Genomic DNA, 24,900 nt, shown 5'->3' on the forward strand with positions numbered 1-24,900 from the left:
GAGGATAGGCTCAACTGCGTGCGTGCGCCATCGTCGACTTGCGCGCGCCGGCCATGGCGCCCGGCCAATTTTGGAGCCAAACTTGCTTGCCTGAAGCTGGCTTGGATGAGGGAGCCATCATGCAAGAGCTCGCCTTTCGTACGTTGCTGTATCGCTATTTCTTCTTTGGCTGGCTGTACAAGGATGCCAGTCACGGCAACCTGTTTGAGCGCTCCGCCGCGTGGCGCTTCAACCAGGCGCATGCGCACTGGCTGCTCGCATACATGTGGCGGTGGCTCTGGTGCGGCGTGGTCTTCTACGCGCTGGGTGGGGCGGCGGAACTGGCGCTCAAGACGCCGTGCCTGTCGGCATTGTTCTATGTGCCGAGCGCGCTGAGCGTGCCTATCAATATGGTCATCGGTGTGCTGTGGATTGGGCTGAAGGCGCTGCCCGGCCCGGTGCGTGAGCGCTAGGTCATAGCTTGATCTTGGTCGAGGGGCACCCATCACCAAGTTCTGTACTCTCCACACCCGGCAAAATCGTCAGCCGTTCAACTCGATGTAGCGGGGCGCGAAGTCTCGCGGCGATTCCATGCGCTGGTCGGATGCTATGCTGCGCACCCCACGCGATCCGGGCGTCGCATTTGCACCCATGGTCGACGTGGAAACGCCCACAAGAACACCGAGACGAGGGGATGATGGAATCCACACCCGCACAGCAGACCACCGATTCGACGCGAGCACCGCTTGCCATTGCAACCTTGCTGCAAGCGGGCTTTACCGCGACCTACGCGTCCGACTATTGGGACATGATTAGCATGGGCGCGATGTCATTGCTGACCGTGCTGATCTCATTGCTGGCGTGCGTGCTGCTCTACAGCGGCGTGGTCCGCCACCTGATGGGAAAACCAGCGCAGTGGAGCCTGATGCTCGCAGCCGTGGGCCTGGCGTGGTCGTTTCTCGAGTGGGGTCCGAGGATTCTGTGGTCGTATCCGTTCCTGCTCGGGGCGATTGTCGGCACGGTGGCCTGGGCGTTGACGCTCAAGGCTTCGCGACGTGGGGCGCGTTGAACCGTATGCGCTTGAAACAATGGATCGCGCGCATCAAGGACGCGCTGGCCGGGAGAGCAGAATCAAATCCCGCGATCGATGATGTCGAAGCGCGCAGCGCCGCCGAGATCGAGGCGCTCATCGACCAACTGCGGCAACAATCACCCGACGCGCGCCGTGGCGAGAACGTCAGCCTGACCGATCTGGGCGAGGACGATGCGTTCGTAGCGCCGTTGGTGGCGACCACGCGCGACACGGACGCCTATTTCCGCGCGAGTGCGGTGCATGCGCTGGCGCACTACGACCTGGGCCAGTATCCACACGCAGAATCCGCCGTGCTGCATGCCTTGAAGCACGACACGGAGGCAGGCGTCCGCGCTGCTGCTGTGCAGGCACTGGGTAGGCAGTCAGAGACTGTCGCACACGCGCACTTGCCTGCATGCCTGCAGGCCGTCAACGATCCGAGTGCCGAGGTCCGCCGCGAGGCGGTGCACGTGCTGGGGTATTGGCCGTCCAAGCCGGCGGTTGCCGCATTGCGCGCACGATTGCGTCTGGATACCGATGTCGATGTACGCGTCTGGGCGGCCTACGCACTGGGCAGGTGCGGCACGGCGGATGCGATTCCCGATCTGTTTGCGGCCTCGGGTGATCCTGACGGTCGCGTGCGGGCCGCTGCATTGGATGCGCTGTGCGAATCCGCTGATCCGGAAGACACCACGTTGCATGACCTGCTGCTGGCCGCGGTGTCTGATCCCGCGCCGGAGGTCCGTCGGCGAGCGGCACAGGGCATGCGCTTTCGGCCACCGCAGGCGCTGCCGGCATTGCGGGCACTTGCCAATGACCCGGAACCCCGTGTGCGGCTGGAAGTCGTCATCGCACTGGGCATGCGGCGGGATGCGGAGTCGCTCGACCTGATCGCTGCGCGCGTGTTTGAGGAGGCGGATGAAGACGTGCGCTACTACGCTGCCAGCGCGCTTGGCGAATTGCGGGACGCGCGTGCCACGCAACACCTCATCCACGCGTACCAGACGCCTACGTTGGGGCACCAGGTGCAGTGGATGGCGCTGTGGGCGCTGGGTGAAAACCGTGATGTCGCCGCAATGCCGACACTGCTTGCGGCACTGCGCGACCCCGATGCGGAGTTCCGTGCACGGGCCATCGAGTCAATCGCCATGTTGCAGAAAGACTTGCGTGCCGATGCCGAACACGCTTGGCCGGCGATGTTGCCTGCGCTGGTGGAGGCCCTGCGAGATGTGGATGACAACGTGCGGGAACAATCCGCGCAAGCATTCACGGACATGTATGCGTTGCCCACGCTGCATGCGGTGTTGTCCGGTTTGTCCGAGCACGATGTTGTTGCCAAGCACGCACTACAGCGCGCGATGGCGGCGCGCGAAGAAGAGGCCGCCGCAGCCGCAGCCAGACCCTTTGGTCGTGGCACTGTGCAGTACGAGTAAGCAGTTGCGCGCCCAGGTGCCGACAATGACCTACACGGTCGCAATCAGCAATTCCTCCGCATTGGCGGGTGGACGCAAGCCATCGGCGCGGCCGGCAAAGTAGCGCTGCGTCAGGGCGTCGGCCGAGATGTGCTGCGCGTCTCGAAAGCCATTTTCGCGTGCCAGCGCCAGCATGTCGGGCGGGGTAAAGAAGCTGATGAAGGGCGTGCCGCTGGCGCGTGCGCCTTTCTCGGCCATCTCAAGGCCGGGGCGGACTTCCGGTGCGGCCATTTCCAGCGGCAGCAGAAACGTCATGGCAAACATGGACCCGGGCGCCAGCGATGCCACTTGCCGCAGTGTGGCGGCGTTCGCTTCCTTGGTCAGATACATGCTCACGCCCGTGGACACGACCACGGCCGGCTTACCGGTGTCAAAACCGGCGGCGACAAGCGCGTCTTGCCATGACTCACGCGCTTCAAAATCGACCGGCACGAAGCGTAGCCAGTCCGGTATGCCTAAGTCGAGCTCCGCCAAACGTTGGCGCTTCCATGCCTGCGGGGTGGGCGGGTCGACCTCGAACACGGTCATGCGCGACGCCACATCCGGCCGGCGCTGCGCGAAGCTGTCCAGGCCCGCACCGAGAATCACGTACTGGCTCAGCCCTTGTGCCGCCTGTTCGATGACGAGATCTTCAATGAAGCGCGCACGCGCCACGATCGACGCTCGAAACGGCCGCGTGAACCGCGGGTCCATGTCACCGCGCTGTTGCCAGTCGGCAGGGGGTGCGAGCAATTGCAGACCGATCGTGTCTTCCAGCACATGCGGCGGCGCATCGACTTGCACGTGCAGGGCGCGCCACAAGGCTACGCGTGCGGCAGTGCTGTCGGGTGCGGCATCCGGTGTGGTGTTCATGGCGACATGCCTCCATCAGTTGGGGGGCGGATACTCGGGAAATGTGGCAACGGCCTGCACCGGTTGCTTGGTCATGCAGACCGCAAACAGCCGGCTGCCCAGCCATCCGGCCAGCCAGGCTTGCAGCGCGGGCAGCGGCTGGCTGGCAAACCAATCGGGTTCCACCGCTGCGAATTGCCGCGCGAACGGGAAGATCGCCAGGTCCGTCGCACACGGTGTCGCGCCGCCAAGATAGCGCTGACTTAGCAAACGGGATTCCAGCGGGTTCAGCAGGGTTTCAACCGCCTGGCCACGGGCAGCCTCGCGCTGCACAGCCTCTTGCGGATAGCGATCCGGATATTTGTAGCGATCCAGATGGCGCTTGAAATCGCCATCGTTCGTGCGCAGCAGGGCGAGGTTGTCGTCAGATTGGGCGCGGCGCCACCAGCCATCTGTATCCGGCTGTTCGAGTGCCCAGCGCATGATGTCGAGACTCTCCTCCAGCACGGTGCCATCGGGCAGGCGCAACACGGGCACGGTGCCCTTGGGCGACAGGGCGAGCATCTCCGCCGGCTTGTCGCGCATGACGATTTCGTAGGTCTGGAAGCGCCGCTGGGCTTGCAGCATCGCCAGGCGAGCGCGCATGGCATACGGGCAGCGGCGATAGCTGTAGAGCAGGGGCAGGGCGTCGTTGGTGGACATCAGTGCGGAATGCGAGAGGTGCGGATTTCGAGCGCGTCAGGGTAATGGATTTGCGGGATCGGTGTGCCTCACGCAACCAGGCGCGCGTGTCCTGATCGTCCCGAGCGCCGCACCGATTGCGGCGGCTGCCCGAACACGCGGATGAACGCGCGCCGCATGCGTTCCGGATCCGCAAAGCCCACGGCACGGGCGACTTGTTCCAGCGATTCATCACCGGCTTCCACGCGCGGGCGGGCGGCTTCGGCGCGCAGCTTTTCGATGGCCTTGGCGGGCGTCTGGCCGGTCTCCGCCACGAAGGCGCGATCGAACTGGCGGCGGCTCAGGTGTGCGACGTCGGCCAGCCGGTCGACATCCAGCGCCTCATGCAGATGCTCGCGCGCGTAGCTCAGCGCCCGGGCGATGCGGCTCGATGCCGGGTCCAGCTCCAGCAGCGCCGAGAATTGCGACTGCCCGCCCGGCCGCCGGTGATACACCACCAGCTCCCGCGCCACCGCGCGCGAGATGTCGACGCCCAGGTCGTCTTCGATCAACGCCAGCGCAAGGTCGATGCCTGAAGAAATGCCGGCCGACGTCCACACCGGCCCGTCGTGGATGAAGATGTGGTCGCTCTGCACCTGCACGTGCGGATAGCGCCGCTGCAGCAGTGCCGCCATGCGCCAGTGCGTGGTGGCGCGGCGGCCATCGAGCAGCCCGGCCGCCGCCAGCGCAAACGCACCGGAACACACGCTGGTCATGCGCCGCGAGTGCTGTGCCGCTTCCTGCACGAAGGCGATCAACCGGGGCGAGAACGCATCCTCGCGCGGGCCGTTGCCGCCGGAGATGACGAGCGTGTCGAAGGCCGGGTCGTCCAGCGCCTGCGTCTGCATGACGAGACCGGGGGCGCTCTGCACCAACGTGCCGCCCTCGGACAACACGTCGATCCGATAAGCCGGCTGCGGTGCTAGCCGGTTGGCTACGTCAAAGGCCGTCAGCGGGCCGGTGAAATCCAGCAGGCTGCAGCCAGGAAACACCAGAAAGCCGATTCTGCGCATGATGTCTTGAAATGAGGGATTAACGTCATTTAGGCCTGATGGTGCTCCGCCAGACTGCGACTGTCAAACGCATTTCTGGAGAGACCATCATGACGACAGCCGTGTGCTTACCGGCCGCTGCAGCGTCCCTGTCACGCCATCACCGCTGGAAGGTGTTGGGCGTGGGCGTCGCGGCCAACGCGAGTTTTTCGGCAGCGTTTTCGGGCATTCCGACGACGGCCGTGTTCATCCGCTCGGCGTACCACCTGGGCAATGCTGAGCTGGGCGTGGCGATTGGGGCGCTGGGGCTCGGGATCGCCATCAGCGAGTTGCCGTGGGGTTTGCTCACCGACCGCTGGGGCGATCGCGCGGTGCTGCTGGCGGGGCTGGGGCTGACGGGGTTGGCGTTGTTTGTGATGGCATGCTGCGTGGCACCCCTGCATGGCAATGTGCCGCCGCTGGCGTGGCTGGTGGCCGGCATGCTGAGTGTCGGCCTGCTGGGCGGCAGCGTGAATGGATCGAGCGGCCGCGCGGTCATGGGCTGGTTTCGTGAAGGCGAACGCGGGCTGGCCATGAGCATTCGCCAGACTGCCGTGCCGTTGGGTGGCGGCATCGGCGCGCTGGTGCTGCCCAGCCTGGCCGCGCATGCCGGGTTTGCCGCGGTGTATGGGGCGCTGGCGGCGGCGTGTCTGCTGACGGCGGTGCTGACGTGGCTGTGGGTGCATGACGCGCCCGACATCGTGAGTGCTGCCTCTGCTAAGACGACCGCACCGGCTGGCCCCGGTCCACTGCGAGACCCAATGCTGTGGCGCATGGCCCTGGCCATCGGCCTGCTGTGCGTGCCGCAGGGGGCGGTCGTCGCGTTCGCCACAGTGTTCCTGCGCGACTTTGCGCATGCCAATGTGCTTACGCTCAGCCTGACCATGGCGGCGGTGCAGGGCGGCGCGGCCGTTATGCGGGTATGGAGCGGCCGCTGGACCGACCGCCACGGCAATCGCCGCGCGTATCTGCGGATGTGCGCTCGGTTGAGTGTTGCGCTGTTCGTCGTGCTGGCGGGGGTGGCGTGGATGACGTCGGCGCTGTCGATCGATCTGGCCGTCATGCGCGTCGCACTGGTGGCGGCCATCGTGGCGGGCGGCATCTGCGTGTCGGCTTGGCATGGCGTGGGCTACACCGAAATGGCCACGCTGGCCGGTGCACAGCGTGCCGGCACGGCCCTGGGGCTGGGCAACACGGGCGCCTTCACTGCGCTTGGCGTGACCTCGTTGGGCCTGCCGTATGTGCTGGCGTGGTCGTCTTGGCCAGTGGTGTGGCTGGTGGCGGCAGGCAGCGCGTTGATTGCGTGGCGTGTGCTGCCGGCGGTACGTTGATCAGCTCAATGGGCAGCGCGGCGCCAGTCCCCTTCGTTTCTTCCTATAGTGACCGGCACAACCAGACACGAGGGGGCCGCCATGGCAGGCTTGAACGCAATCCAGCACGTGGTCGTGCTGATGTTGGAGAACCGGTCGTTCGACAACCTGTTCGGCACGCTGTACCCGAAGAGCGCCGAGTTTGACGGCCTCTCCGGCACCGAGACCAATCCCGATGGCGGTGGCGACCCCATCCGCGTGTGGACGACGCCGGTGCCGCCCAACGTGATGACGCTGCCCAACCCCGACCCGGGCGAGCTCTTTACCGACATCAACCAGCAGCTCTTCGGCCAGCAGATGCCGCTGGGGCAGGCGCCCACCATGCAGGGCTTCACCACCAACTACGCCAAGAACGGTGGCAACCCGCGCGACATCATGCATTTCTTCACGTCGGACCAAGTGCCGGCGCTCAGCACCTTGGCGCGCAACTACGCCGTGTGCGATGCGTGGTTTGCCTCCGCGCCGTGCCAGACGTGGCCCAACCGGTTCTTCGTGCACACCGGCACCGCGCATGGCTATCCGAATAATTCGCCGGTGCATTTTCCGTATTTGATGCCGACGCTGTTCAACGCGCTCGACGGCGTGGCGCCCGACGATTGGGGCGTCTACTACCACGACTTCGCGCAGGCGCTCACGCTCACGCGGCTGTGGCTGCATCTGGACCACTTTCACCTGTTCGACGATTTTCTGGACGACGCGGCCAACGGCAAGCTGCCCTCGTACAGCTTTATCGAGCCGCGCTACTTTGCCGACCTCGACTGGCCCAACGACATGCATCCGCCGCACGACATCGGTTACGGCGATGCGCTGGTCGCACAGGTGTACAACGCGCTGCGCAACTCGCCGCAGTGGCATCAGACGATGCTCGTCATCACCTTTGATGAGCACGGAGGCTGCTTCGACCACGTGCCGCCGCCCGCCGTGGTGCCGCCCAGCCCGCCGCAGCCGGGGCAACTCTTCGCGTTCGACCGACTGGGGGTGCGCGTGCCGGCGGTGGTGGTGTCGCCGTGGATTCCCAAGGGCACGATCTTCCGCTCGACCGTGGCCCAGCCGTACGACCACACCGCCATCATCAAGACGCTGCGCGTGCGCTACAACATCCAGACGCCGCTCACCGCCCGCGATGCCAGCGCGCCCGACCTCAGCCAAGTGCTGGAACTGAAGGCCCCCGACGACAACCGTGACCCCGTCGCCGCCCGCGCCATGGCAGCGAACCCCGCAGGCCTGCAAGCCGCGCGCAACGCGCCGCTCAACGACTTCCAATGGGCCATGCACGAATCCGCCGCGATGCTGGCGCCGCTGGGCACCGGCATCAGCATTGATGACCACGTGCGCAATCTGTGAACGGATCAGCAGCCCGCTGTGCCCGCCGCGCAGAATGCCCAGCAGGCGGCGCAGCACATTAAGGACGTGCTGGCTTCGATGGATTTACCGTATGCGGGGCAATAAGGGCAGATTTATATTTTCACGATAACGCAGGCATAATCGCCACGCCTATTCATCTATAAAAAGGGGGTTACGTGGCGATGGCTCAGGTTTCCGGTTTTCCGGCATTGGTTTGGGCGGCAGGGTTTGTGGCCGTGGCTACTGTGCCGGTTTGGTTCGGCGCGCAGGCCGTGGGCGCAGATCGGGCGACATTGCCCCGCTCCGCACTGGCATTGGTGCTTGCTTTGGTGGCGTGTTATGCATCCTTGTTTGTCGCCGGGTCGGTCGCGATTATTGTGGCGCCGCTTGTCTGCATGGCGGTTTTCAAATACGTCTTGGACAGCTCGTTTCTAGGTGCTTTTTTTCTTGTGGTGATTTCTGCCACGGGTTTGTGGTTGGCGGGCAAGTTGTTCATGTCCGGCATCACGCTTTCGGTTTAATCGGTTGAGTCGTTGCTAATAGCATTGTGTTAATTCGTCCTTTTCGAGCCGGCGAAGAACCCGCGCTCCACGCCATCTTCCATTCCTCGGTTCACGGCATCGCCGTTAGCCGCTATCGCCCCGAGCAACTCGACGCGTGGGCGCCCACCGACTACGACGCTGAACAATGGGCCGAGCGCATCCGCCGCATACAGCCTTTTGTGGCGGAGATCGACGGCCAGCCCGTGGGCTACGCCGACCTGCAGGCCACCGGCTATATCGACCACTTCTTTGTGGCGGCCACGCATGCGCGGCAGGGCGTCGGCCAGAGCCTGATGAACCACGTCCTCAACCTGGCCGCGCAACGCCGGATAACGCGGGTGCAGGCCCACGTGAGTTTGAGCGCGGAGCCTTTTTTCGCCCGCAACGGGTTTGCGGTCATGGCACGCCAGACCGTAACGGTGCGCGGCGTGCCGCTCGATAACGCGCTGATGGTGCGCATGCAGGCCTGAGCCAAGACGCGTGCGGGGCTTCGTTCTTCGGGGAAACCCTCGGAATGTAGTTAAAGTTTGGTGAGCATCTGTCGTTAATTTTGTTGAACTCGGTTCCCTCAGAGGCATCGGTTTACGCCCCACAAAATTTCTAGCGACGGATATGAAAACGCTCTCCATCAAGGCACGGCTGGCGCTGGTGCTGTTTGTTCTGGCTGTATTCCTGGCGGGCGTTGGTGCGCTGGGGCTGGTCGGTAATCTGCGCTCGAACGCGGCGCTCAAGGAAACCTTCTCCAACAACCTGCCGTCCACGCGCATGCTGGGCCGGGCGGAATCCAAGCTGGCGCAGGCCCGCACCTCGCTGGATCGCGCCATTCTCGACACGGATCCTGGCAAGACGGCTGACGCTATCAGCTCGGTTGGCAAAAATGTGGATGCAAGCGAGCAAGGGTGGAAGGGTTACCTCGCGCTGCCGTTTTCCACGCCGGAAGAAGAGCGCGTGGCCGGTGAGGCCGGCAAGCAGCGCACGGTGATCAAGGAAAGCATGGCCTCGGCCATCGAGGCCCTCAAGCGTGGCGACAAGGAAGCTGCCCGCGCACTCGTGGCGGACAAGATTCCCGGGCAGTACCGTGCGTACGCAGAACAGTCCGACCGTCTGAACACGATTCAAGAAGAGGTGTCCGGCGCCGCCTACGCGGGATCGCAATCCTTCTTCAACGGCCTGCTGTGGACGTTCGGCATCGTCATTGCCATTGGCTTGGCGCTGGCGGCCGGTTGCTACGTCGTGCTGTCGCGTGCGATCTCGCGCCCGCTGGAAGAGATGCTCGTGCACTTCCGCGAGATTGCCGGCGGCAACCTCACCACGACTGTGCGTATCCACTCGCGTGACGAGATGGGCGTGCTGATGGAAGGTCTGCAGCAGATGCAGGCCAAGCTGAAGGAAACCGTGGTGACGGTGCGCCGTGGCAGCGAGTCGATCGCCTCGGCCACGCAGCAGATCGCCGCAGGCAACACCAACCTGTCGCAGCGTACGGAAGAGCAAGCCAGCTCGCTGGAAGAAACCGCATCGAGCATGGAAGAGCTCACGAGCATCGTGAAGCAGAACGCCGACAACGCACGTCAGGCGAGCACGCTGGCCGTTAATGCATCGGAGATCGCCGTGCAGGGTGGTGATGTGGTGAAGGACGTGGTGACGACCATGGGCGAGATCAGCGAATCGTCGCGCAAAATCACCGACATCATCGCCGTGATCGAAGGCATCGCGTTCCAGACCAACATCCTGGCACTGAATGCCGCCGTGGAAGCTGCACGTGCCGGTGAACAGGGCCGCGGTTTTGCGGTGGTGGCTGGTGAAGTGCGCACGCTGGCGCAACGCAGCGCGGGTGCCGCCAAGGAAATCAAATCGCTGATCGAAGACTCCGCCACGCGTGTGGAATCGGGCTCGAACCTGGTGGCGCGTGCCGGCAAGACGATGGAAGAAATCGTCGTGGCGGTGAAGCGCGTGACCGACATCATGGGCGAGATCAGCGCGGGCTCCGCTGAGCAGAGCAGCGGCATCGAGCAGATCAACGAAGCCGTGACGCAGATGGACGATGTGACGCAGCAGAACGCCGCGCTGGTGGAAGAAGCCGCGGCGGCTGCGCAAGCACTGGAAGAGCAGGCGGACGAGCTGCGCCGCGCTGTGGCGGTGTTCCAGGTGGCGATGTAACGCACGGTTCCGGATGGATTGCCCCGGCAGCGAAGTGGCTGCCGCGGGGCTACACTGCGGGGTCAGTCTTTGGACTGGCCCCGCTTTGTTTTATGCGGTGCCCTCATAACGATTATCCGGAGGTGTCATGCGTTTCCAGTGTCGTCGTGTTCCCGTTCGCGCCTTGGTGTCTGCGGCTGTTCTTGTATGCAGTGCCGGAGTCTTCGCTCAGTCCATCCCCGCCAGCAAGCCTGCACCCACGACGCTCACGCCCGAGCAGCAGCGCTATCACGACATCTACAAAGAGCTGGTCGAGATCAACACGACGCATTCGGCCGGTGACACCACCAAGGCTGCGCAAGCCATGGAGAAGCGCCTGCGCGAGGCGGGCTTTGCCGCCGCTGACATGCAGGTGATCGAGCCCTTCCCGAAGAAGGGCAACCTGGTGCTGCGCTGGAAGGGCACGGGCGCCAAGAAACCCGTCTTGCTGCTCGCGCATATCGATGTGGTGGAAGCCAAGCGCGAAGACTGGAAGACCGACCCGTTCAAGCTGCAGGAGACCGATGGCTACTTCACCGCACGCGGCGCGATTGACGACAAGGCGATGGCCTCGGCATTCGTGTCGGTGTTGGGGCAGCTCAAGCAGGAAGGCTTCAAGCCCTCGCGCGACATCATCCTCGCACTCACCACCGACGAAGAACGTGGTGACGTGCCGAGCAACGGTGCGTACTGGATCGTCAACAACAAGCCCGAGCTGGTGAAGGCCGAGTTCGGCATCAACGAAGGCGGTGGTGGTGAGCTGCGCAATGGCAAGCCGGTGCTCCATCGCATTCAGGTGGCCGAGAAGATGTACACCACGTACGAGCTGGAAGTGCGCGACGTGGGTGGCCACAGCTCGGTGCCGACCAAGACGAACCCGATCTATGCGCTGTCGGCGGCGCTGGACCGGCTCGGGTCATATCGGTTTCCTGTCAAGCTGGCGGACGTGACGCAGACCTACTTTGCGCGCAGCGCGCCGCTGGCGACAGGGCAGTTGGCGGAAGACATGCGCGCGGTCGGCACCGGCAAGCCGGACCAAGCGGCCATTGATCGGCTGTCTGCCAATCCGTTCTACAACGCGCAGTTGCGGACGACCTGCGTGGCGACCATGGTCAATGCCGGCCATGCCGAGAACGCGCTGCCGCAGTCGGCCAAGGCCACGGTCAATTGCCGGATCTTGCCGCACGATGATCCGGCGGATATTGATCGTCAGCTCAAGCAGGTGCTTGCCAACGACAAGATCAGCGTGCGGTACATCAACAAGCCGCTGGCGAGCCCGGCTTCACCGCTCAATGGTGACTTGGTGAAGACGATCGAGGCGCTGACGCAGCAGACGTGGGGTGTGCCGGTGATTCCGGCCATGAGCACGGGGGCGACGGATAGCCGCTTCATGCGCAATGCGGGGATTCCGATGTATGGGGTGTCGGGGTTGTTTACCGAGCCTGCGGACTTGCGTACGCATGGGTTGGATGAGCGGATTGAGATTGCTCGGTTGTATGACGGGAGGGAGTTTCTTTATCGGTTGGTGAAGCAGGTGGCGGAGTAGGCGTGTTGTTGCTTGCTTTCTTTGTGGATGCTGGTGGTGCATCCCTTGTTTCACCCCCTGCCGGGGGCGACTCACTTTCTCTGTCTTGCCAGAGAAAGTAAGCAAAGAGAGGCGCGCCCGAGATGGCGAAAGACTCCTTGAATTTATGTCACCGGGCGGAGACGGGGAAAACTCGCTGCGCTCAGACAGTTCCCCGTCTTTTTTCCGCCCGCTGACAGAAATTCAAGGCGCCATCTAGGGCAGGAACGTCCGTCTGGGTGCGGGCGTGGGTGGTGTGGCCGTCTTGGTGGTTGGCTTAGAACGTGTTCACGATCCGTAGCGAGCGGCCCTCAGCGAGGTGAAGAGCAGCGCAGGAACCGGAATGTACTCAAGTACATGAGGATTCCGAGCAGCGCATGAGCCCCGAGCAGGGCCGCGCAGTAGGATCGTGAACACGTTCTTAGATGAAGCCGCCGTCGGTCATTAGGGTGCGGCCGGTGATCCAGCGGGCTTCGTCCGACGCCAGGAAGGCGATGGCGTCGGCGATGTCTTCGGGTTCGCCCAGGCGGCCCAGCGGGGTGGTTTCACGCATGCGGGCTTTGACCTCGTCGGGGATGGGGGCGGTCATGTCGGTGCGTGTGAGCGCCGGTGCCACTGCGTTGACGGTGATGTTGCGCGGGCCCAGTTCTACGGCAAACGCGTGGGTCAATGCGCCCACGGCGGCTTTGCTGGCCGCATACACCGACAGCCCTGCGCGTGGGCGATACACGAGGCTCGACGATACGTTGACGATGTGGCCGCCGCGTGCGGGCACATGCGGCAGCACGGCTTGCGTGACGAGGATGACCGACAGCGCGTTGGTGCGGAATTGCGCATCAAACGAGGCGGCGTCGATGTTGCCGACCGGCTGGCCTTCTAGAATGCCTGCGTTGTTGATGACGATGTCAATGGCGCCGAAGGCTTCGCGCACGGTGCTGACCATGGCGTTGACGGATGTTGCGTCTGCCACGTCGGCTTGCACGGCGATCGCTTCTGCGCCGCTTGCGCGGACGGCGCTGACGACGGCCTCGGCCTCGTCGCGGTTGCTACGGTAGACCACGGCGACGCGTGCGCCGTCTGCGGCCAGTCGGCGCGCCACAGCGGCGCCAATGCCGCGCGAGCCGCCGGTGACGATGGCGTTGCGGCCTGCCAGGCGGGCCGGCGTGTTGGATTGGATTTGCGACATGCTTGTTCTCCTGAAGGGATGCAATGTTTCGGGAGAACAGGTTACGAACCCAACGCAGTGCGCGCAGCGGCCTTCACTGCGACGCCGCGTTCCAATGATGGAACGCGGCATGTGGATACCCCCTCAGTGCTGCTGGCGCTTGCGGTACTCCGCCACCTTATGTCGATTGCCGCAGAGCGCCATGCTGCACCATCGGCGCTTGTGCGACTTGGTACGGTCGTAAAACCAGCGTGTGCAATCGGGGTGCTCGCACATGCGGATCAACGCGAAATTGCCTTCGGCCAGCAACAGCGCAGCCGCTTCGGCCAGCGGGGCGAGGCACTGCTCCACGGAGTCGGTCGGGCGCAGACGTTCCACGCGTGGTGTGCCGTCGCGCCACACCAGAACCGGGTGGCTGGGCGCTTGGCGGAGGAACACGTTCAGCGCATCGGTGTTGGCGGTGCGGCTGGCTTTGCGCGCCTCCACCAACACGCGGATGACCTCGCGCAGGTGTCGCGCCACCGCCAGCAACACGCCGGGCGGATAGCACCCCGCCAGGGGTTGCGCCCACCAGCCGGCGCGTATCAGCCAGTCGGAAACATCCTCATCAGTCTGCCAAAGGTCCCATGGCTGGCCGTCCACGTTGTCCACGGTATTGAGCATGTCGAGCACGGGATGATCGGCAATCAGTGCAGGCGTATCGGGCAGTGACATGGCGGCGTGGGACAACGGCAATGCGTCGATTGTAATGGTTGTAAGTCGCTATACAGGTTACGAGCAACCCCCCATCTTCTGCCCGGAAATCTTGCGCGTAGTGCGCCGCATTACCATGAGCGCATCCCGACTTGGCTGGAGACGATCATGAGCGCATGGCCTGATGCCCGCGTGCTGGAGCTGTTCAACATCGACGTGCCCATCGTGCTGGGGCCGATGGCCGGCGTGGCGGGTGTGGAGTTGGCGATTGCCGTGGCGCGCGGCGGCGGCCTTGGGTCTCTGCCGTGCGCGATGCTCAATGCCGAGCAGATCCGCCAGCAGGTCGAACAGTTTCGGGCTGCCGTGCGTGGCCCCATCAACCTGAACTTTTTCTGCCACACGCCGCCGCGGCCTGACCCGGAACGGGAGGCCAAATGGCGCGCGCATCTGGCACCGTACTACGCAGAATTCGGCATCGACCCGAATGCGCAGGCACCGGCTGCCAACCGCACGCCGTTTGATGAAGCCACCTGCGCGCTGGTAGAAGAACTCAAGCCCGAGGTGGTGAGCTTTCACTTTGGTTTGCCGGTGCCCGAACTGCAGGCGCGGGTGAAGGCCACGGGCGCGAAGATCATCTCTGCCGCCACCACGGTGGAAGAAGCGCGCTGGCTGGAGGCACGTGGCGTGGACGCCATCATCGCCATGGGCAACGAGGCGGGCGGCCATCGCGGCATGTTCCTCGCCAAGACGATTGAATCGCAGGTCGGTACGTTTGCACTGGTGCCGCAGGTGGCGGATGCGGTGCGCGTGCCGATCATCGCAGCGGGTGGTATTGGCGATGCACGAGGCTTGGTGGCGGCGCTGGCGCTGGGTGCATCGGCTGTGCAGATCGGCACCGCCTACATGCTCTCGCCTGAGGCAAAGACTTCCGCCATCCACCGCGCGGCACTCAAGCGCGCAACCGATGCCGATACCGCGCTCACGAACCTGTTCACCGGCCGCCCGGCGCGCGGCATCGTCAACCGCCTGATGCGCGAGATCGGCCCGATGAGCGCGTTCGCCCCGGCTTTCCCAACGGCGGGCGGCGCGCTCGCCCCGTTGCGCGCCAAGACGGAGCCGACGGGCTCCGGCGACTTCATCAACCTATGGTCCGGCCAGGCCGGTCAACTGGCGACGGAAGATTCCGCTGAAGCCATCACCCGCCGTATCGCTGCACAGGCGCTTGCGCGACTGGCCTGAGCGCTTGCCGCAGCATCATTCCCACACGGGCACGTCAGACGGCGTGCCCGTTTTGCATGACGAATCGGGATGCATGCAATGGAAAAATTTCATGTAACTGCATTAGCGGGATTTTGCCGGTTTCGCTGTGTGAGTCAGTCGAGCGCCTTCATGGCCGGTTCTTGCGTAAAGCGCTCGCGCAGGAACGCGATGAGCGCTTTGACGGAGGGCGGCACACCGGTGCGCGACGGGTATAGCGCGTGCAGGTCTGCGGGCTCGGGCATCCAGCCGGGCAACGCGGCGCGCAAGCGGCCATCGAGCAGCGCCGCATGGCAGCAATGCCGCGGCAACACGGCAAAGCCCAAACCGGCGATGGCCGCTTCGCGCAAGGCGAGGATGTTGTCGGTGGCAAAGCGCGGGCGAATCGGCAGCGCGAGCCGGTGGCCGTGCCGGTCGTGCAACACCCAGTCGCGGCTGCGGGTGAGCGTGCCCTGGCCTAGGCACGGCAGCTCTTCGAGTGCTGCCGGCGTAGCGGGCTCCCCCACGCGCGCGATCAACGTGGGGCTGCCCACCAACACGCGTGGCGATACGGCCAGCGGGCGTGCCACCACATCCCGCGACGGCAGTGGCCCCGTGGCGGCGCGGATGGCCACATCAATGCGCTGTTCGATCAGGTCGACATAGTTGTTGGATAGGTCCAGCTCGATGCGCAGCTTGGGGTGGGCGTCGGCAAATTCCGCCAGCCAGCCGGCGATCAGCGTTTCCGCCAGCAAGGGCGAGGTGCCCACCCGCAGCACCCCCGCCGGCTCACTGCGCGCGGCGCCGGCCAGCGCTTCAATCGCTGCAGATGCATCGGCCATGTCGCGCGCATGCCGATACACCGCCTCGCCCACGGGCGTGACGGACACGCGATGGCTCGAGCGTTGCAGCAGACGCGTGCCGAGTTGCGTCTCCAGCTCGGCAATGCGTCGGCTCAGGCGGGATTTGGGGATACCCGTGGCACGCTCGGCGGCAGAAAAGCCACCGGCTTCCACCACGCGCGTGAAGAGGTAGAGATCGTCGAAGCGCTTCATGTTGAGGCGGTGTTGCAGGCGAACTGCATTGAAGCACAGTCACGGCGCATCAGCGCGTGGTTTGCGCCGGTTTGCACGGTCGGTGGTACCTGCCACAATGTCGCAAGAGCGGCAGGCGTGGTCGGCGTGCCGCACACCAGATCGAAGAGTCGTGAAGGTAAGGAGCAGGCATGGAACAGCACGGTAGTCAAACGCAAGGCATGTCTCGCGAACGGCTCCAACGGGTCGATCGTTTCATCCATGACGCCTATGTTGCGACCGGCAAGCTGCCCGGCGCGCTCACGCAGGTGTGGCGGCGCGGCGAGCGGGTGGTGAACGCCGTGCAGGGCTGGGCTGACCGCGAGCGCCAGGTGCCGCTGGCCGAAGATTCGATCTTCCGCATCTACTCGATGACCAAGCCCATCACCTCGGTGGCGTTCATGATGCTGGTGGAGGAATGCAAGGTCGCGCTGGATGATCCGGTCAGCAAATACATCCCCGCATGGCAGAACCTGGGCGTGTTCACCGGTGGTTTCATGGCCGGCTTCCAGACGCGCCCGACCACGCGGCCGATGCGTATGGTCGACCTGCTGCGTCACACCTCCGGCCTGACGTACGGCTTTCACCAGAATACGAATGTCAACGCGGCGTATCGGCAACTGAAGCTGGGCGGTGCCGACCTCAACGGAACGCTGGACGGGATGGTCGAAAAGCTGGCCGGCCTGCCGCTGGAGTTCTCCCCGGGCGAGGCGTGGAACTACTCGGTTTCCACCGATGTACTTGGCTACCTCGTCGGCAAGATCAGCGGCGTGCCGTTCGAGACCTTTCTGAAGGAACGGATCTTGGATCCGCTGGGGATGGTCAACACGGCGTTCTACGTGCCGGAAGACAAGGCCTCGCGCTTGTGCGCCTGCTACGCCGTTGGCGCGCTCGGCTCGACGGCGGTGTCGGATCAACCGGTCTTGCAAGATGACCCGCGTACCAGCGCCTACCTGAAGCCCCCCAGCTTTGTTTCGGGCGGCGGCGGGCTGGTCTCCACTGCGGCGGACTACCTGCGCTTTGCGCGCATGCTGCTCCAAGGCGGCGAGCTGGATGGTGTGCGCCTGCTCGGCCCCAAGACGCTGGCGCTGATGACGGCCAACCATCTGCCGGGTGGGGTCGACATATCGACCCTGTCGCCGCGCTCGATGTTCAGCGAGGCGGCCTACGACGGCGTCGGGTTCGGGCTCGGCTTTGCCACCACCATCGCGCAAGCCGCCACGCTCATCCCTGGCAGCACCGGCGACTTTTTCTGGGGCGGTGCGGCTGGCACGTTCTTCTGGGTGGACCCGAAGGAAGACCTGATCGGGCTGTTCTTCACACAGGTCTTGCCGTCCTCTGCGTACCCGGTGCGCCGGCAGTTGCGCACGCTGGTCTATAGCGCGATCACCGAGGTGGGTGCGGCCCAGCCCTGACTCCAGGATCGATCCGAGACCCGAGCTTCGCCTCATGACCGGGTGATTGCTCGGTATGATGGCAAGCCAATGCCTACGTCACTTCCTGCTTATGTCGATCCAGCACGCGCTTCTGACTTCCCTGCTTGAAAAGCCCTCATCGGGCTATGAACTCGCCCGCCGCTTTGACAAGTCCATGGGCTATTTCTGGAGCGCCACGCACCAGCAGATCTACCGCGAGCTGGGTCGCATGGCCGAAGCCGGCTGGGTGAGCGTGGAAGAAGAGGAAGACGGCCGCAAGAAGACCTACACCGTGCTGCCGCAGGGCCGCGAAGAACTCGCGCGCTGGGTGCTGGAGCCGACCGTGTCGTCGGACAATCGCGAAGAAGTACTGGTAAAGCTGCGCGCCGAAGCGGTGATCGGCCCACTCGGTTTTGCCGACGAGATGCAGCGCCTGATCGAACAGCACCGCACGCGCCTGAACACTTTCCGCGAGATCGAGCTGCGCGATTTTTCCGGTGCCGAACTCACGCGTGCGCAGCGGCTGCAGCACGCCGTGCTTCAACGCGGCATCGTTTACGAAGAAGGCTGGCTCGCGTGGGCAGACGATGTGCTGCCGTTGTTGGAGCCAGCCTCGGTGACGGCTTAAGACGCAATATGACTTAGGCCGTCGCCTTGTCACCCGCCGGGGCACGTAGTGCCTCGATACTGTTCAGGCGACGACGCGCCACCTCGAACTCTTCGGCAAAGCGCTTGACGAGTTCTGCTGCCGGCACCACGCGCTTGACTGCACCCACACCCTGGCCGGCGCCCCAGATGTCTTTCCACGCCTTGGCCTTGGCGCCGCCACCCGAGCCGAAGTTCATCTTGCTCGGGTCCGATTCCGGCAGGGCTTCCGGGTCCAGGCCCGCGCCCTCGATGCTCTTGCGCAGGTAGTTGCCGTGCACGCCGGTGAACAGGTTCGTATAGACGATGTCGCTGGCGGTGGATTCCACGATGGCTTGCTTGTAGCCCTCGATCGCGTTGGCTTCTTCGGTGGCGATGAAGGCCGACCCGACATAGGCCAAGTCTGCGCCGGCCGCCAGCGCCGCCAGGATGGCATTGCCATTGGCAATCGCGCCCGACAGCAGCAGCGGGCCGTCAAACCACTCACGAATCTCGTGGATCAGCGCAAACGGCGAGGTCGTGCCTGCGTGGCCACCCGCACCGGCCGCCACCGCGATCAGGCCATCCGCGCCTTTCTCGATCGCCTTCTTGGCAAACTTATTGTTGATCACGTCGTGCAGCACGATGCCGCCGTAGCTGTGCACCGCCTGGTTCACGTCTTCACGCGCACCCAGCGAGGTGATGACGATGGGCACCTTGTACTTCACGCACAGCGCCAGGTCGTGCTCCAGGCGGTCGTTCGACTTGTGCACGATCTGGTTGACGGCAAACGGCGCCGACGGCTTGTCTGGGTGCTGCGCGTCGTATTCGGCCAGCTCCGTGGTGATGCGCTGGAGCCAGGTTTCCAGCAGTTCGGCCGGGCGCGCATTGAGCGCTGGAAACGAACCGACCACGCCCGCCTTGCACTGTGCGATCACGAGGTCGGGGTTGGAGATGATGAACAGCGGCGAGCCCACCACGGGCACGGACAGGCGGTTTTGCAGGATCGGCGGCAGCGACATGGCGGTCTCCGTTGGAATTGTTTGGGAATCAGAAAAGGGAAATGGGCGAGCGAGGCTTAGGCGCCGGCCTTGAGCAAACCGATCTTGTCGCCCAGCTTGGCGCCCATGGCGGCGCCGAGTGCTTGCAGGCCGGTGGCGGGGCGGACCATGACTTCGAACTCCACGATCTTGCCGTCGGCGTTGAAGCGGATCATGTCGATGCCCTTGAGGGCTTTGCCGCTCACGTTGGCGCTGAATTCGAGCACCACGTTCGCGCCATCGTCGCTGGCGAAGCTGCGGTGGTATTGGAAGTCTTCAAAGACGGTGTTGACGGTGCGCAGCACCAGCGTGGTGGCGGCCCGGCCCGGATAGGGCGTGTGCGCCACAGGCGAACGGAAGACCACTTCGTCGGCGAAGAGCCGGTCGAGATCGTCCATGTTGCCGCTCTCGAGCATGGCGTGCCAGGCATCGAGCGTGGCTTGTGCGGCGGCGGTCAAAGTCTTGGGAATCGGCTGCGACATGCTGGCTCCTGAGCAGAAATGCAACGCATTGCATTAACGTGGGGGCAACATAGCACAGCCGTTCGAATCTATGCAACAAGTTGCATAGTGGAGGGGCTCGACTTCCGGAGGGTCAGCCGGCCGCGTATTCCGGGTGCGGTGCACGTACCACGATGACGGTGCGGTGCGACAGCTTGACCGTGCGCTCGGCCACGCTGCCCAGCAGGATGCGGGCGAGCCCATGCTTGCCCTGCGAGCCGACGACGATGGTGTCTGCCTGCCAGCGCACGGCCTCGTGTTCGAGGGCACTCCCGATGTCGTCGTCGGTGGCGTCGAGCATGAGGATGCCGGTTTCGGCGGTGGTGCCGCTGGCGTCGAGTTGGCGTTGCAGTTCGACCAGCGAGGCGCTGGCGGTCCGGTGGGCGTCTTCGCGCAGTTTGTCTACGCTGTAGATTTCGCGCGACTCCGGCATGGCCGGCGAGCCGATCGCCCAGACCACGCGCACGCTGCCGTGGAATGCGCGCGCAAGCGCGGCGGCTTCTTCTACCGCTAGGTGGGCTTCGTGGGTGCCGTCAAAGGCGGCAAGAATGCGTTGATGCATGGGCGCTCCACAAGATCGGAATGGGATGGCCTCACTGTAGCAGCGCGGGTCGGGCATGCTGCACCCGGGATGATGCCGGGTTGCGCCGTGTCAAACCGCGCCGTGTCGGACCGGTTACACGCCCGTATGCGCGGGGTGTGCAAGCAGTAGGTCGAGCAACGTTTGCGCTGCAACCGACAGGCTGCGCCCATCGCGCCGGATCACATACAGCGTCCGCACCAGCCCCGGCAACGGCAGCGGCCGCACCACAAGCTCCGGTAATTGAAACTGAAACAACGCCAGCGTGGGAATCACGCTGATGCCGAGGTTCGCAGCGACCAGCGCGGCCGCCGTGGCCAGATGCTCCACCTCCATCCCGCTGCGCAACTTGGTGGGGTGCAGCGCCGCGTCGAGGTATTGCCGGATGCTCGTGTTGCGCGCGAGGTGGATGAACGGCACGTCCACCAGATCGCTGACATCGACCGACGGCTGATTTGCCAGCGGATGCGCGCGGTGGCAGACGAGGTGGAAATCGTCCGCGCAGAACGGCTGGGCACTGAGCCCCGCCATGTCTGCGCCCAGGGCGGCGATGGCAAAGTCCGCGGCGCCGCGCCGGACCATGTCGATGCACGGGTCGGACAACTGGTCGTGCAATGCAAGCTGAATACCTGGGTGCTGCGTGGAGAACGCCGCCAGCACGCCCGGCAAGATGCCCGCGGCAATCGAGGGCAGCGCGGCCACCGTCACGCGGCCGGTGCGTGCAGCGGCACGGTCGCGCAACTCTACAAACGTCGCCTCGAAATCGGCCAGCAGGCGCAGGGCTGACTCAGCAAAGGCTTCGCCTTCGGGCGTGAGTTCGACATGGCGTGTGTTGCGGTCGAACAGGCGCACGCCTGCGTCGGCTTCCAGGTTCTGGATCAGCGCACTGAAGGCCGATTGCGATAGGTGACAGGTCTGCGCCGCCTGCGTGAAGTTCTTATGCTCGCGTAGTGCGGCAAAGGCGCGGAGTTGTTTGACTGAGAGATTCATACCAGGCGGCGTTGCCCGCGGTGCTCAACCGATGGGAGTGCAGAGTTCCACCAGCGTGCCGTCCGGGCAGCGCACGTACGACACCGTCTGGCCCCACGGCTTGACTTGCGGTGCCGCGATCTCAGTCGCCCCGCTTTGGATGGCATGCCGATGGGCGGCATCCACCTCCGGCGTGACGAACGCGAGTTCGATGCCCAGCGGCTTTTCCGATTGGCTGGCGTAGACAAAACCGGCAGGCGAATGCGACTCGGCAAGTTCTCGCGCGGCAAAGGCAAGTGTTGTTGCGCCGGTTTCGAGTTCGCCGTAGTCGTTTGTTTCTGCTAGAAAGCGGCGCTCAAACTCAAATGCGGTTTCGAAGAATGCCAGCGACGCTGGAACGTCTGGCACATACACGATGGTGTATCCGAACTTCATCTGCGTCTCCTGTGTAGCGATGGGCGCATCTTAGTCCGGAATGCTTAGTGTCAGCAGTGCGCTCGACAGCGATTTTCCGTGCGCATCCAGCGCCAGCGAGCGCGTCACGCCGCCGGCCAATGCGCCGTGCAGCACGAAGTTCAGCGCGCCCAGTTGCGGCAGCACATAGCGCTCGACATGGCCGGTGACGAGTTCAGCGAAATGCGCGCGCACGCGCTCGGCCGTGACGTGTTGCTCCAGCACGGCAAAGTCTTCCGCACATTGCGGACGAAGCGCGATCACGGAGATGCACGAGATGTCGCCCTTGTCGCCGGCGCGGGTGTGGGCAAGGTCGCGGAGTGTGCGTGTCATGTCAGCTCTCCAGAATGTGCACGGCGTGCGGAGCCAGTTCAGCGGGGATCAATGTCGACGCCACGGCGATGACTTCCCGCGCGCTCTTGGTGGCGCCGCCGCCGCCGGAAGGGCCGCAGGTCAGCAGCGTTTCGACCTCGTTGCCGATGCGGATGGCTTCGGCCATCGATTCAGTGCGGGCGGCCACGCGCGCGCGCACTTCATACGGCTCAGCATCGGTGCGGGAGAGGGTAGCGCCATGTAGCGCATCCACGCCGATCAGCTCGAAGCGCGTTTCCGTCATCTGCACGCCTGTGAGCGCCAGCCGTTCACGCACGATGTCGAGCGCCAGCTTGCCGCGCGCGACTGCGTTGGGCCCGGCGTAGCTGATCTGGCCTTCGCCGATGTAGCTGTCGAGATAGCCGATCGAGACCTTCAACTGCTCCGTGCACGGCGCGCCCGTCGCACCTTCGATGACGACGCGATCCTTCCCCTCGCCGCGCATGCGCACGTTGGAAAAATCGGCCACGACATCGGGCGTGAGGTAGCGTGACGGGTCGTGGATTTCATACAGCAATTGCTCCTTGCACGTCGCCTCGGTGACGATGCCGCCGGCCGCGGCCACCTTCGTGATCAGTACCGAACCGTCTTCCCCCACTTCGCCGATGGGAAAGCCCAGGCGTGCGAGGTCGGGGACGTCTTTCACGCCCGGGTCGGCAAAATAGCCGCCCGTGATCTGACCCGCGCATTCGAGCAGGTGCCCGGCGAGCGTGCCGCAGCCCAAGCGGTGCCAGTCGTCCATGCGCCAGCCGAAGGCGTGGATGAGCGGCCCGAGCGCCAGCGCCGGATCCGCCACGCGCCCGGTGATGACCACATCCGCGCCTTGCGCCAACGCATCGACGATGCCCTGCGCGCCGAGGTACGCGTTGGCCGACACCATGCGCGCGCCGAGCGAGCCGACGGGGGCGCCGCCATCCATCAAGGTGAAGTCATTGCCGCGCGCTTGCAGCAGGTCGAACACATCGTCGCCGGTAACGGCCGCCACGCGCAGCTTGAGGCCAAGTTCGCGGGCGATGTCACGCGTGCGTTCGGCTGCGGCTTGCGGGTTGGCTGCGCCCATGTTGGTGACGATGCGGATGCCCCGCACTGCGCAGGCCGACAGCACGGCACGCATGCGTGCTTCGAGCAGCGGGTCGTAGCCATGCAACGGGTCTTTGCGACGCACCTGCTGCGCGAGCGCGATGGTGCGCTCGGCCAGGCATTCGAACATCAGCACGTCGATGTCGCCGTGCTCTGCGAGTTCGAGCGCTGGTTCGATGCGGTCACCCGAATAACCGGCGCCGCCGCCGATGCGTAATGTTTTCAACTCGGTCTTCAACGCGTTCTTCATGCCATCACCACGGAAGCACGCCCAGCACCACCGCCACCGCAGTCATCAGCAGCGAGGCACCGAACAGGAAGGGGATCGAGAATTTCTGGTGGTCGGCCAGCTCGATGCCGCACAGGCCGACCACAAGGAAGGTCGCGGGTGTGAGCGGGCTGACGGGGAAGCCGGTCGTCATCTGGCCGAGCACGGCGGCCTGCGCCACATGCACCGGCGCCACGCCCAGCATCTTCGATGCTTCGGCAACCACCGGCAGCACGCCAAAGTAGAACGAATCGGGATCGAACAACAGCGACAGCGGCATCGATAGCACGCCCAGCACCACCGGAATGTGGTGGGCCATCGCGGGCGGGATGAAGTCGACTGCTGTCTTGGCCATCGCCGTGAGCATGCCGGACTTGCTCATGATGCCGGTGAAGACGCCTGCCGCCAGCAGGATGCTCGCCATCATCAGCGCGGCCTTGGCGTGGGCATCCACGCGCTGGCGTTGCTGATCGACGTTCGGATAGTTGATCAGCAGCGCAGCTACCACGCCCAGCATAAACATCACTACTGGGTCGACCTTGCCACTCACCATCACGCCCATCACGACAACGGTGAGGATGAGGTTGATCCAGAAATTGCGCGGGCGGCGCAGCGCCTGTTCCGCATCCGTGAGCGGGCGCGCGACGACCTGCGTGGCGCCATCGTGGTTAGCGAGGCCCAGGCGTTTCTCTTCACGCTTGCCCAGCAGCCACGCGCATGCGAACACGAAGATGAGCCCCGCAATCTGCACCGGGATCAGCGGATTGAAGATGTCCGTCACCGGCATATGCAGCGAGGCCGAGGCGCGAATCATCGGCCCCGTCCACGGCAGGAAGTTCACGCCGCACGCCATTGACGTTACGCACGCCAGGATGCGGCGGTCCATGCCGAGCCGGTCGTACAGCGGCAGCATGGCCGGAATGGTGATGAGGAACGCCACCGCGCCCGAGCCATCCAGGTGAATCAACAGCGCCAGCAGCGCGGAGCCCACCACGATGCGCGGCGGCCGGCTGCCCACGGTGCGCAGGATGCGGTCGATGATCGGGTCGAGCATGCCGGCGTCCGTGACGATGCCGAAGTACAGGATCGCGAAGATGAACATGCCCGCCACCGGCGCGACATCCTTGATGCCGCCGATGATGAATTTGCTGGTATTGAGCCCGAAGCCGCCCACAAGCGCGGCGATGACGGGAATGGCGATGAGCGCAACCAGCGGCGACATGCGCTTCGTCAGGATGACGACAAACAGCGCAACGATGGTCAGCAGCCCGAGCAGTGCGAGCATGGTCTCCTCCGAGTTTTGGATTCGGAATCCCTGTTTGCGGGATTTAC

General features: G+C 64.6%; 26 protein-coding genes. 12 read left to right on the top strand and 14 right to left on the bottom strand.

What is annotated here, in order from left to right; translation table 11 throughout:
• Positions 1 to 119 precede the first annotated feature (119 nt).
• The 3 genes from ACS7SF_RS24090 to ACS7SF_RS24100 all read left to right on the top strand — a co-directional run bounded on the left by ACS7SF_RS24090 (position 120) and on the right by ACS7SF_RS24100 (position 2,484).
• Complete coding sequence (locus tag ACS7SF_RS24090; RefSeq protein WP_426399225.1) at positions 120 to 452, top strand: hypothetical protein; 333 nt, start codon at positions 120 to 122, stop codon at positions 450 to 452.
• A 221-nt stretch (positions 453 to 673) separates the two neighbouring features.
• A complete protein-coding gene (locus ACS7SF_RS24095) occupies positions 674 to 1,048 on the top strand; it encodes a hypothetical protein (RefSeq protein ID WP_439893003.1) in 375 nt (124 codons plus the stop codon).
• 5 nt (positions 1,049 to 1,053) lie between these two features.
• Positions 1,054 to 2,484 carry a HEAT repeat domain-containing protein gene (locus tag ACS7SF_RS24100; protein WP_439893004.1) on the top strand — a complete coding sequence of 477 codons (1,431 nt, stop codon included), beginning with the start codon at positions 1,054 to 1,056 and terminating at the stop codon, positions 2,482 to 2,484.
• A gap of 30 nt (positions 2,485 to 2,514) precedes the next feature.
• Here the strand turns inward: ACS7SF_RS24100 and ACS7SF_RS24105 are convergent, their stop codons facing one another.
• The 3 genes from ACS7SF_RS24105 to ACS7SF_RS24115 all read right to left on the bottom strand — a co-directional run bounded on the left by ACS7SF_RS24105 (position 2,515) and on the right by ACS7SF_RS24115 (position 5,087).
• Entirely contained in the window at positions 2,515 to 3,375 is an 861-nt protein-coding gene (locus ACS7SF_RS24105; protein WP_439893005.1) for a class I SAM-dependent methyltransferase, read from the bottom strand.
• Between the two features lie 15 nt (positions 3,376 to 3,390).
• Positions 3,391 to 4,056 (bottom strand): glutathione S-transferase, encoded by a 666-nt coding sequence (locus ACS7SF_RS24110; protein ID WP_439893006.1) that lies wholly within the window; start codon positions 4,054 to 4,056, stop codon positions 3,391 to 3,393.
• A 68-nt stretch (positions 4,057 to 4,124) separates the two neighbouring features.
• Positions 4,125 to 5,087, bottom strand: a complete 963-nt coding sequence (locus ACS7SF_RS24115) for a GlxA family transcriptional regulator (protein ID WP_439893007.1) — start codon at positions 5,085 to 5,087, stop codon at positions 4,125 to 4,127.
• Between the two features lie 89 nt (positions 5,088 to 5,176).
• Here ACS7SF_RS24115 and ACS7SF_RS24120 point away from each other — a divergent pair, with 89 nt between their 5' ends.
• The 6 genes from ACS7SF_RS24120 to ACS7SF_RS24145 all read left to right on the top strand — a co-directional run bounded on the left by ACS7SF_RS24120 (position 5,177) and on the right by ACS7SF_RS24145 (position 12,082).
• Entirely contained in the window at positions 5,177 to 6,436 is a 1,260-nt protein-coding gene (locus ACS7SF_RS24120) for an MFS transporter (RefSeq protein WP_439893008.1), read from the top strand.
• A gap of 81 nt (positions 6,437 to 6,517) precedes the next feature.
• Positions 6,518 to 7,819 carry an alkaline phosphatase family protein gene (locus ACS7SF_RS24125; protein WP_439893009.1) on the top strand — a complete coding sequence of 434 codons (1,302 nt, stop codon included), beginning with the start codon at positions 6,518 to 6,520 and terminating at the stop codon, positions 7,817 to 7,819.
• Positions 7,820 to 8,001: 182 nt separating this feature from the next.
• The gene (locus tag ACS7SF_RS24130) at positions 8,002 to 8,340 is read left to right on the top strand and encodes a hypothetical protein (protein ID WP_439894472.1); all 339 of its coding nucleotides are present in this window, start codon (positions 8,002 to 8,004) and stop codon (positions 8,338 to 8,340) included.
• A 23-nt stretch (positions 8,341 to 8,363) separates the two neighbouring features.
• The gene (locus ACS7SF_RS24135; RefSeq protein WP_439894473.1) at positions 8,364 to 8,831 is read left to right on the top strand and encodes a GNAT family N-acetyltransferase; all 468 of its coding nucleotides are present in this window, start codon (positions 8,364 to 8,366) and stop codon (positions 8,829 to 8,831) included.
• 142 nt (positions 8,832 to 8,973) lie between these two features.
• Positions 8,974 to 10,518, top strand: coding sequence for a methyl-accepting chemotaxis protein (locus ACS7SF_RS24140; RefSeq protein WP_439893010.1), 1,545 nt, complete (start codon positions 8,974 to 8,976; stop codon positions 10,516 to 10,518).
• A gap of 127 nt (positions 10,519 to 10,645) precedes the next feature.
• Complete coding sequence (locus tag ACS7SF_RS24145; RefSeq protein WP_439893011.1) at positions 10,646 to 12,082, top strand: M20/M25/M40 family metallo-hydrolase; 1,437 nt, start codon at positions 10,646 to 10,648, stop codon at positions 12,080 to 12,082.
• A gap of 439 nt (positions 12,083 to 12,521) precedes the next feature.
• Here ACS7SF_RS24145 and ACS7SF_RS24150 read toward each other — a convergent pair whose 3' ends face one another.
• Entirely contained in the window at positions 12,522 to 13,286 is a 765-nt protein-coding gene (locus ACS7SF_RS24150) for an SDR family NAD(P)-dependent oxidoreductase (protein WP_439893012.1), read from the bottom strand.
• A gap of 123 nt (positions 13,287 to 13,409) precedes the next feature.
• Complete coding sequence (locus ACS7SF_RS24155) at positions 13,410 to 13,979, bottom strand: CGNR zinc finger domain-containing protein (RefSeq protein ID WP_439893013.1); 570 nt, start codon at positions 13,977 to 13,979, stop codon at positions 13,410 to 13,412.
• 147 nt (positions 13,980 to 14,126) lie between these two features.
• Here ACS7SF_RS24155 and ACS7SF_RS24160 point away from each other — a divergent pair, with 147 nt between their 5' ends.
• The gene (locus ACS7SF_RS24160) at positions 14,127 to 15,197 is read left to right on the top strand and encodes an NAD(P)H-dependent flavin oxidoreductase (RefSeq protein ID WP_439893014.1); all 1,071 of its coding nucleotides are present in this window, start codon (positions 14,127 to 14,129) and stop codon (positions 15,195 to 15,197) included.
• A 134-nt stretch (positions 15,198 to 15,331) separates the two neighbouring features.
• On the opposite strand, the gene ACS7SF_RS24165 is transcribed toward ACS7SF_RS24160, so the two are convergent.
• Positions 15,332 to 16,249: a LysR family transcriptional regulator gene (locus ACS7SF_RS24165; protein WP_439893015.1), complete on the bottom strand. Its 918-nt coding sequence runs from the start codon at positions 16,247 to 16,249 to the stop codon at positions 15,332 to 15,334.
• A 170-nt stretch (positions 16,250 to 16,419) separates the two neighbouring features.
• Between ACS7SF_RS24165 and ACS7SF_RS24170 the strand changes: the two genes are divergently transcribed.
• Entirely contained in the window at positions 16,420 to 17,682 is a 1,263-nt protein-coding gene (locus ACS7SF_RS24170; RefSeq protein WP_439893016.1) for a serine hydrolase domain-containing protein, read from the top strand.
• A gap of 91 nt (positions 17,683 to 17,773) precedes the next feature.
• Complete coding sequence (locus tag ACS7SF_RS24175) at positions 17,774 to 18,310, top strand: PadR family transcriptional regulator (RefSeq protein WP_439893017.1); 537 nt, start codon at positions 17,774 to 17,776, stop codon at positions 18,308 to 18,310.
• A gap of 13 nt (positions 18,311 to 18,323) precedes the next feature.
• Here the strand turns inward: ACS7SF_RS24175 and ACS7SF_RS24180 are convergent, their stop codons facing one another.
• From ACS7SF_RS24180 to ACS7SF_RS24215, 8 genes are all read right to left on the bottom strand, one after another.
• Positions 18,324 to 19,328, bottom strand: a complete 1,005-nt coding sequence (locus tag ACS7SF_RS24180; RefSeq protein ID WP_439893018.1) for an NAD(P)H-dependent flavin oxidoreductase — start codon at positions 19,326 to 19,328, stop codon at positions 18,324 to 18,326.
• Between the two features lie 56 nt (positions 19,329 to 19,384).
• Positions 19,385 to 19,828: a nuclear transport factor 2 family protein gene (locus ACS7SF_RS24185; RefSeq protein WP_439893019.1), complete on the bottom strand. Its 444-nt coding sequence runs from the start codon at positions 19,826 to 19,828 to the stop codon at positions 19,385 to 19,387.
• A gap of 112 nt (positions 19,829 to 19,940) precedes the next feature.
• The gene (locus ACS7SF_RS24190) at positions 19,941 to 20,408 is read right to left on the bottom strand and encodes a universal stress protein (protein WP_439893020.1); all 468 of its coding nucleotides are present in this window, start codon (positions 20,406 to 20,408) and stop codon (positions 19,941 to 19,943) included.
• A gap of 114 nt (positions 20,409 to 20,522) precedes the next feature.
• Complete coding sequence (locus ACS7SF_RS24195; RefSeq protein WP_439893021.1) at positions 20,523 to 21,416, bottom strand: LysR family transcriptional regulator; 894 nt, start codon at positions 21,414 to 21,416, stop codon at positions 20,523 to 20,525.
• A gap of 24 nt (positions 21,417 to 21,440) precedes the next feature.
• Positions 21,441 to 21,830: a VOC family protein gene (locus tag ACS7SF_RS24200; RefSeq protein ID WP_439893022.1), complete on the bottom strand. Its 390-nt coding sequence runs from the start codon at positions 21,828 to 21,830 to the stop codon at positions 21,441 to 21,443.
• 30 nt (positions 21,831 to 21,860) lie between these two features.
• The gene (locus tag ACS7SF_RS24205; protein ID WP_439893023.1) at positions 21,861 to 22,181 is read right to left on the bottom strand and encodes an AtuA-related protein; all 321 of its coding nucleotides are present in this window, start codon (positions 22,179 to 22,181) and stop codon (positions 21,861 to 21,863) included.
• A gap of 1 nt (position 22,182) precedes the next feature.
• A complete protein-coding gene (locus ACS7SF_RS24210; RefSeq protein WP_439894474.1) occupies positions 22,183 to 23,538 on the bottom strand; it encodes an acyclic terpene utilization AtuA family protein in 1,356 nt (451 codons plus the stop codon).
• Positions 23,539 to 23,554: 16 nt separating this feature from the next.
• Entirely contained in the window at positions 23,555 to 24,853 is a 1,299-nt protein-coding gene (locus ACS7SF_RS24215) for a CitMHS family transporter (protein WP_439893024.1), read from the bottom strand.
• Positions 24,854 to 24,900: the final 47 nt, after the last annotated feature.

Origin of the sequence: Ralstonia sp. 25C, from assembly GCF_051904805.1 — a bacterium.
Classification (GTDB): domain Bacteria; phylum Pseudomonadota; class Gammaproteobacteria; order Burkholderiales; family Burkholderiaceae; genus Ralstonia.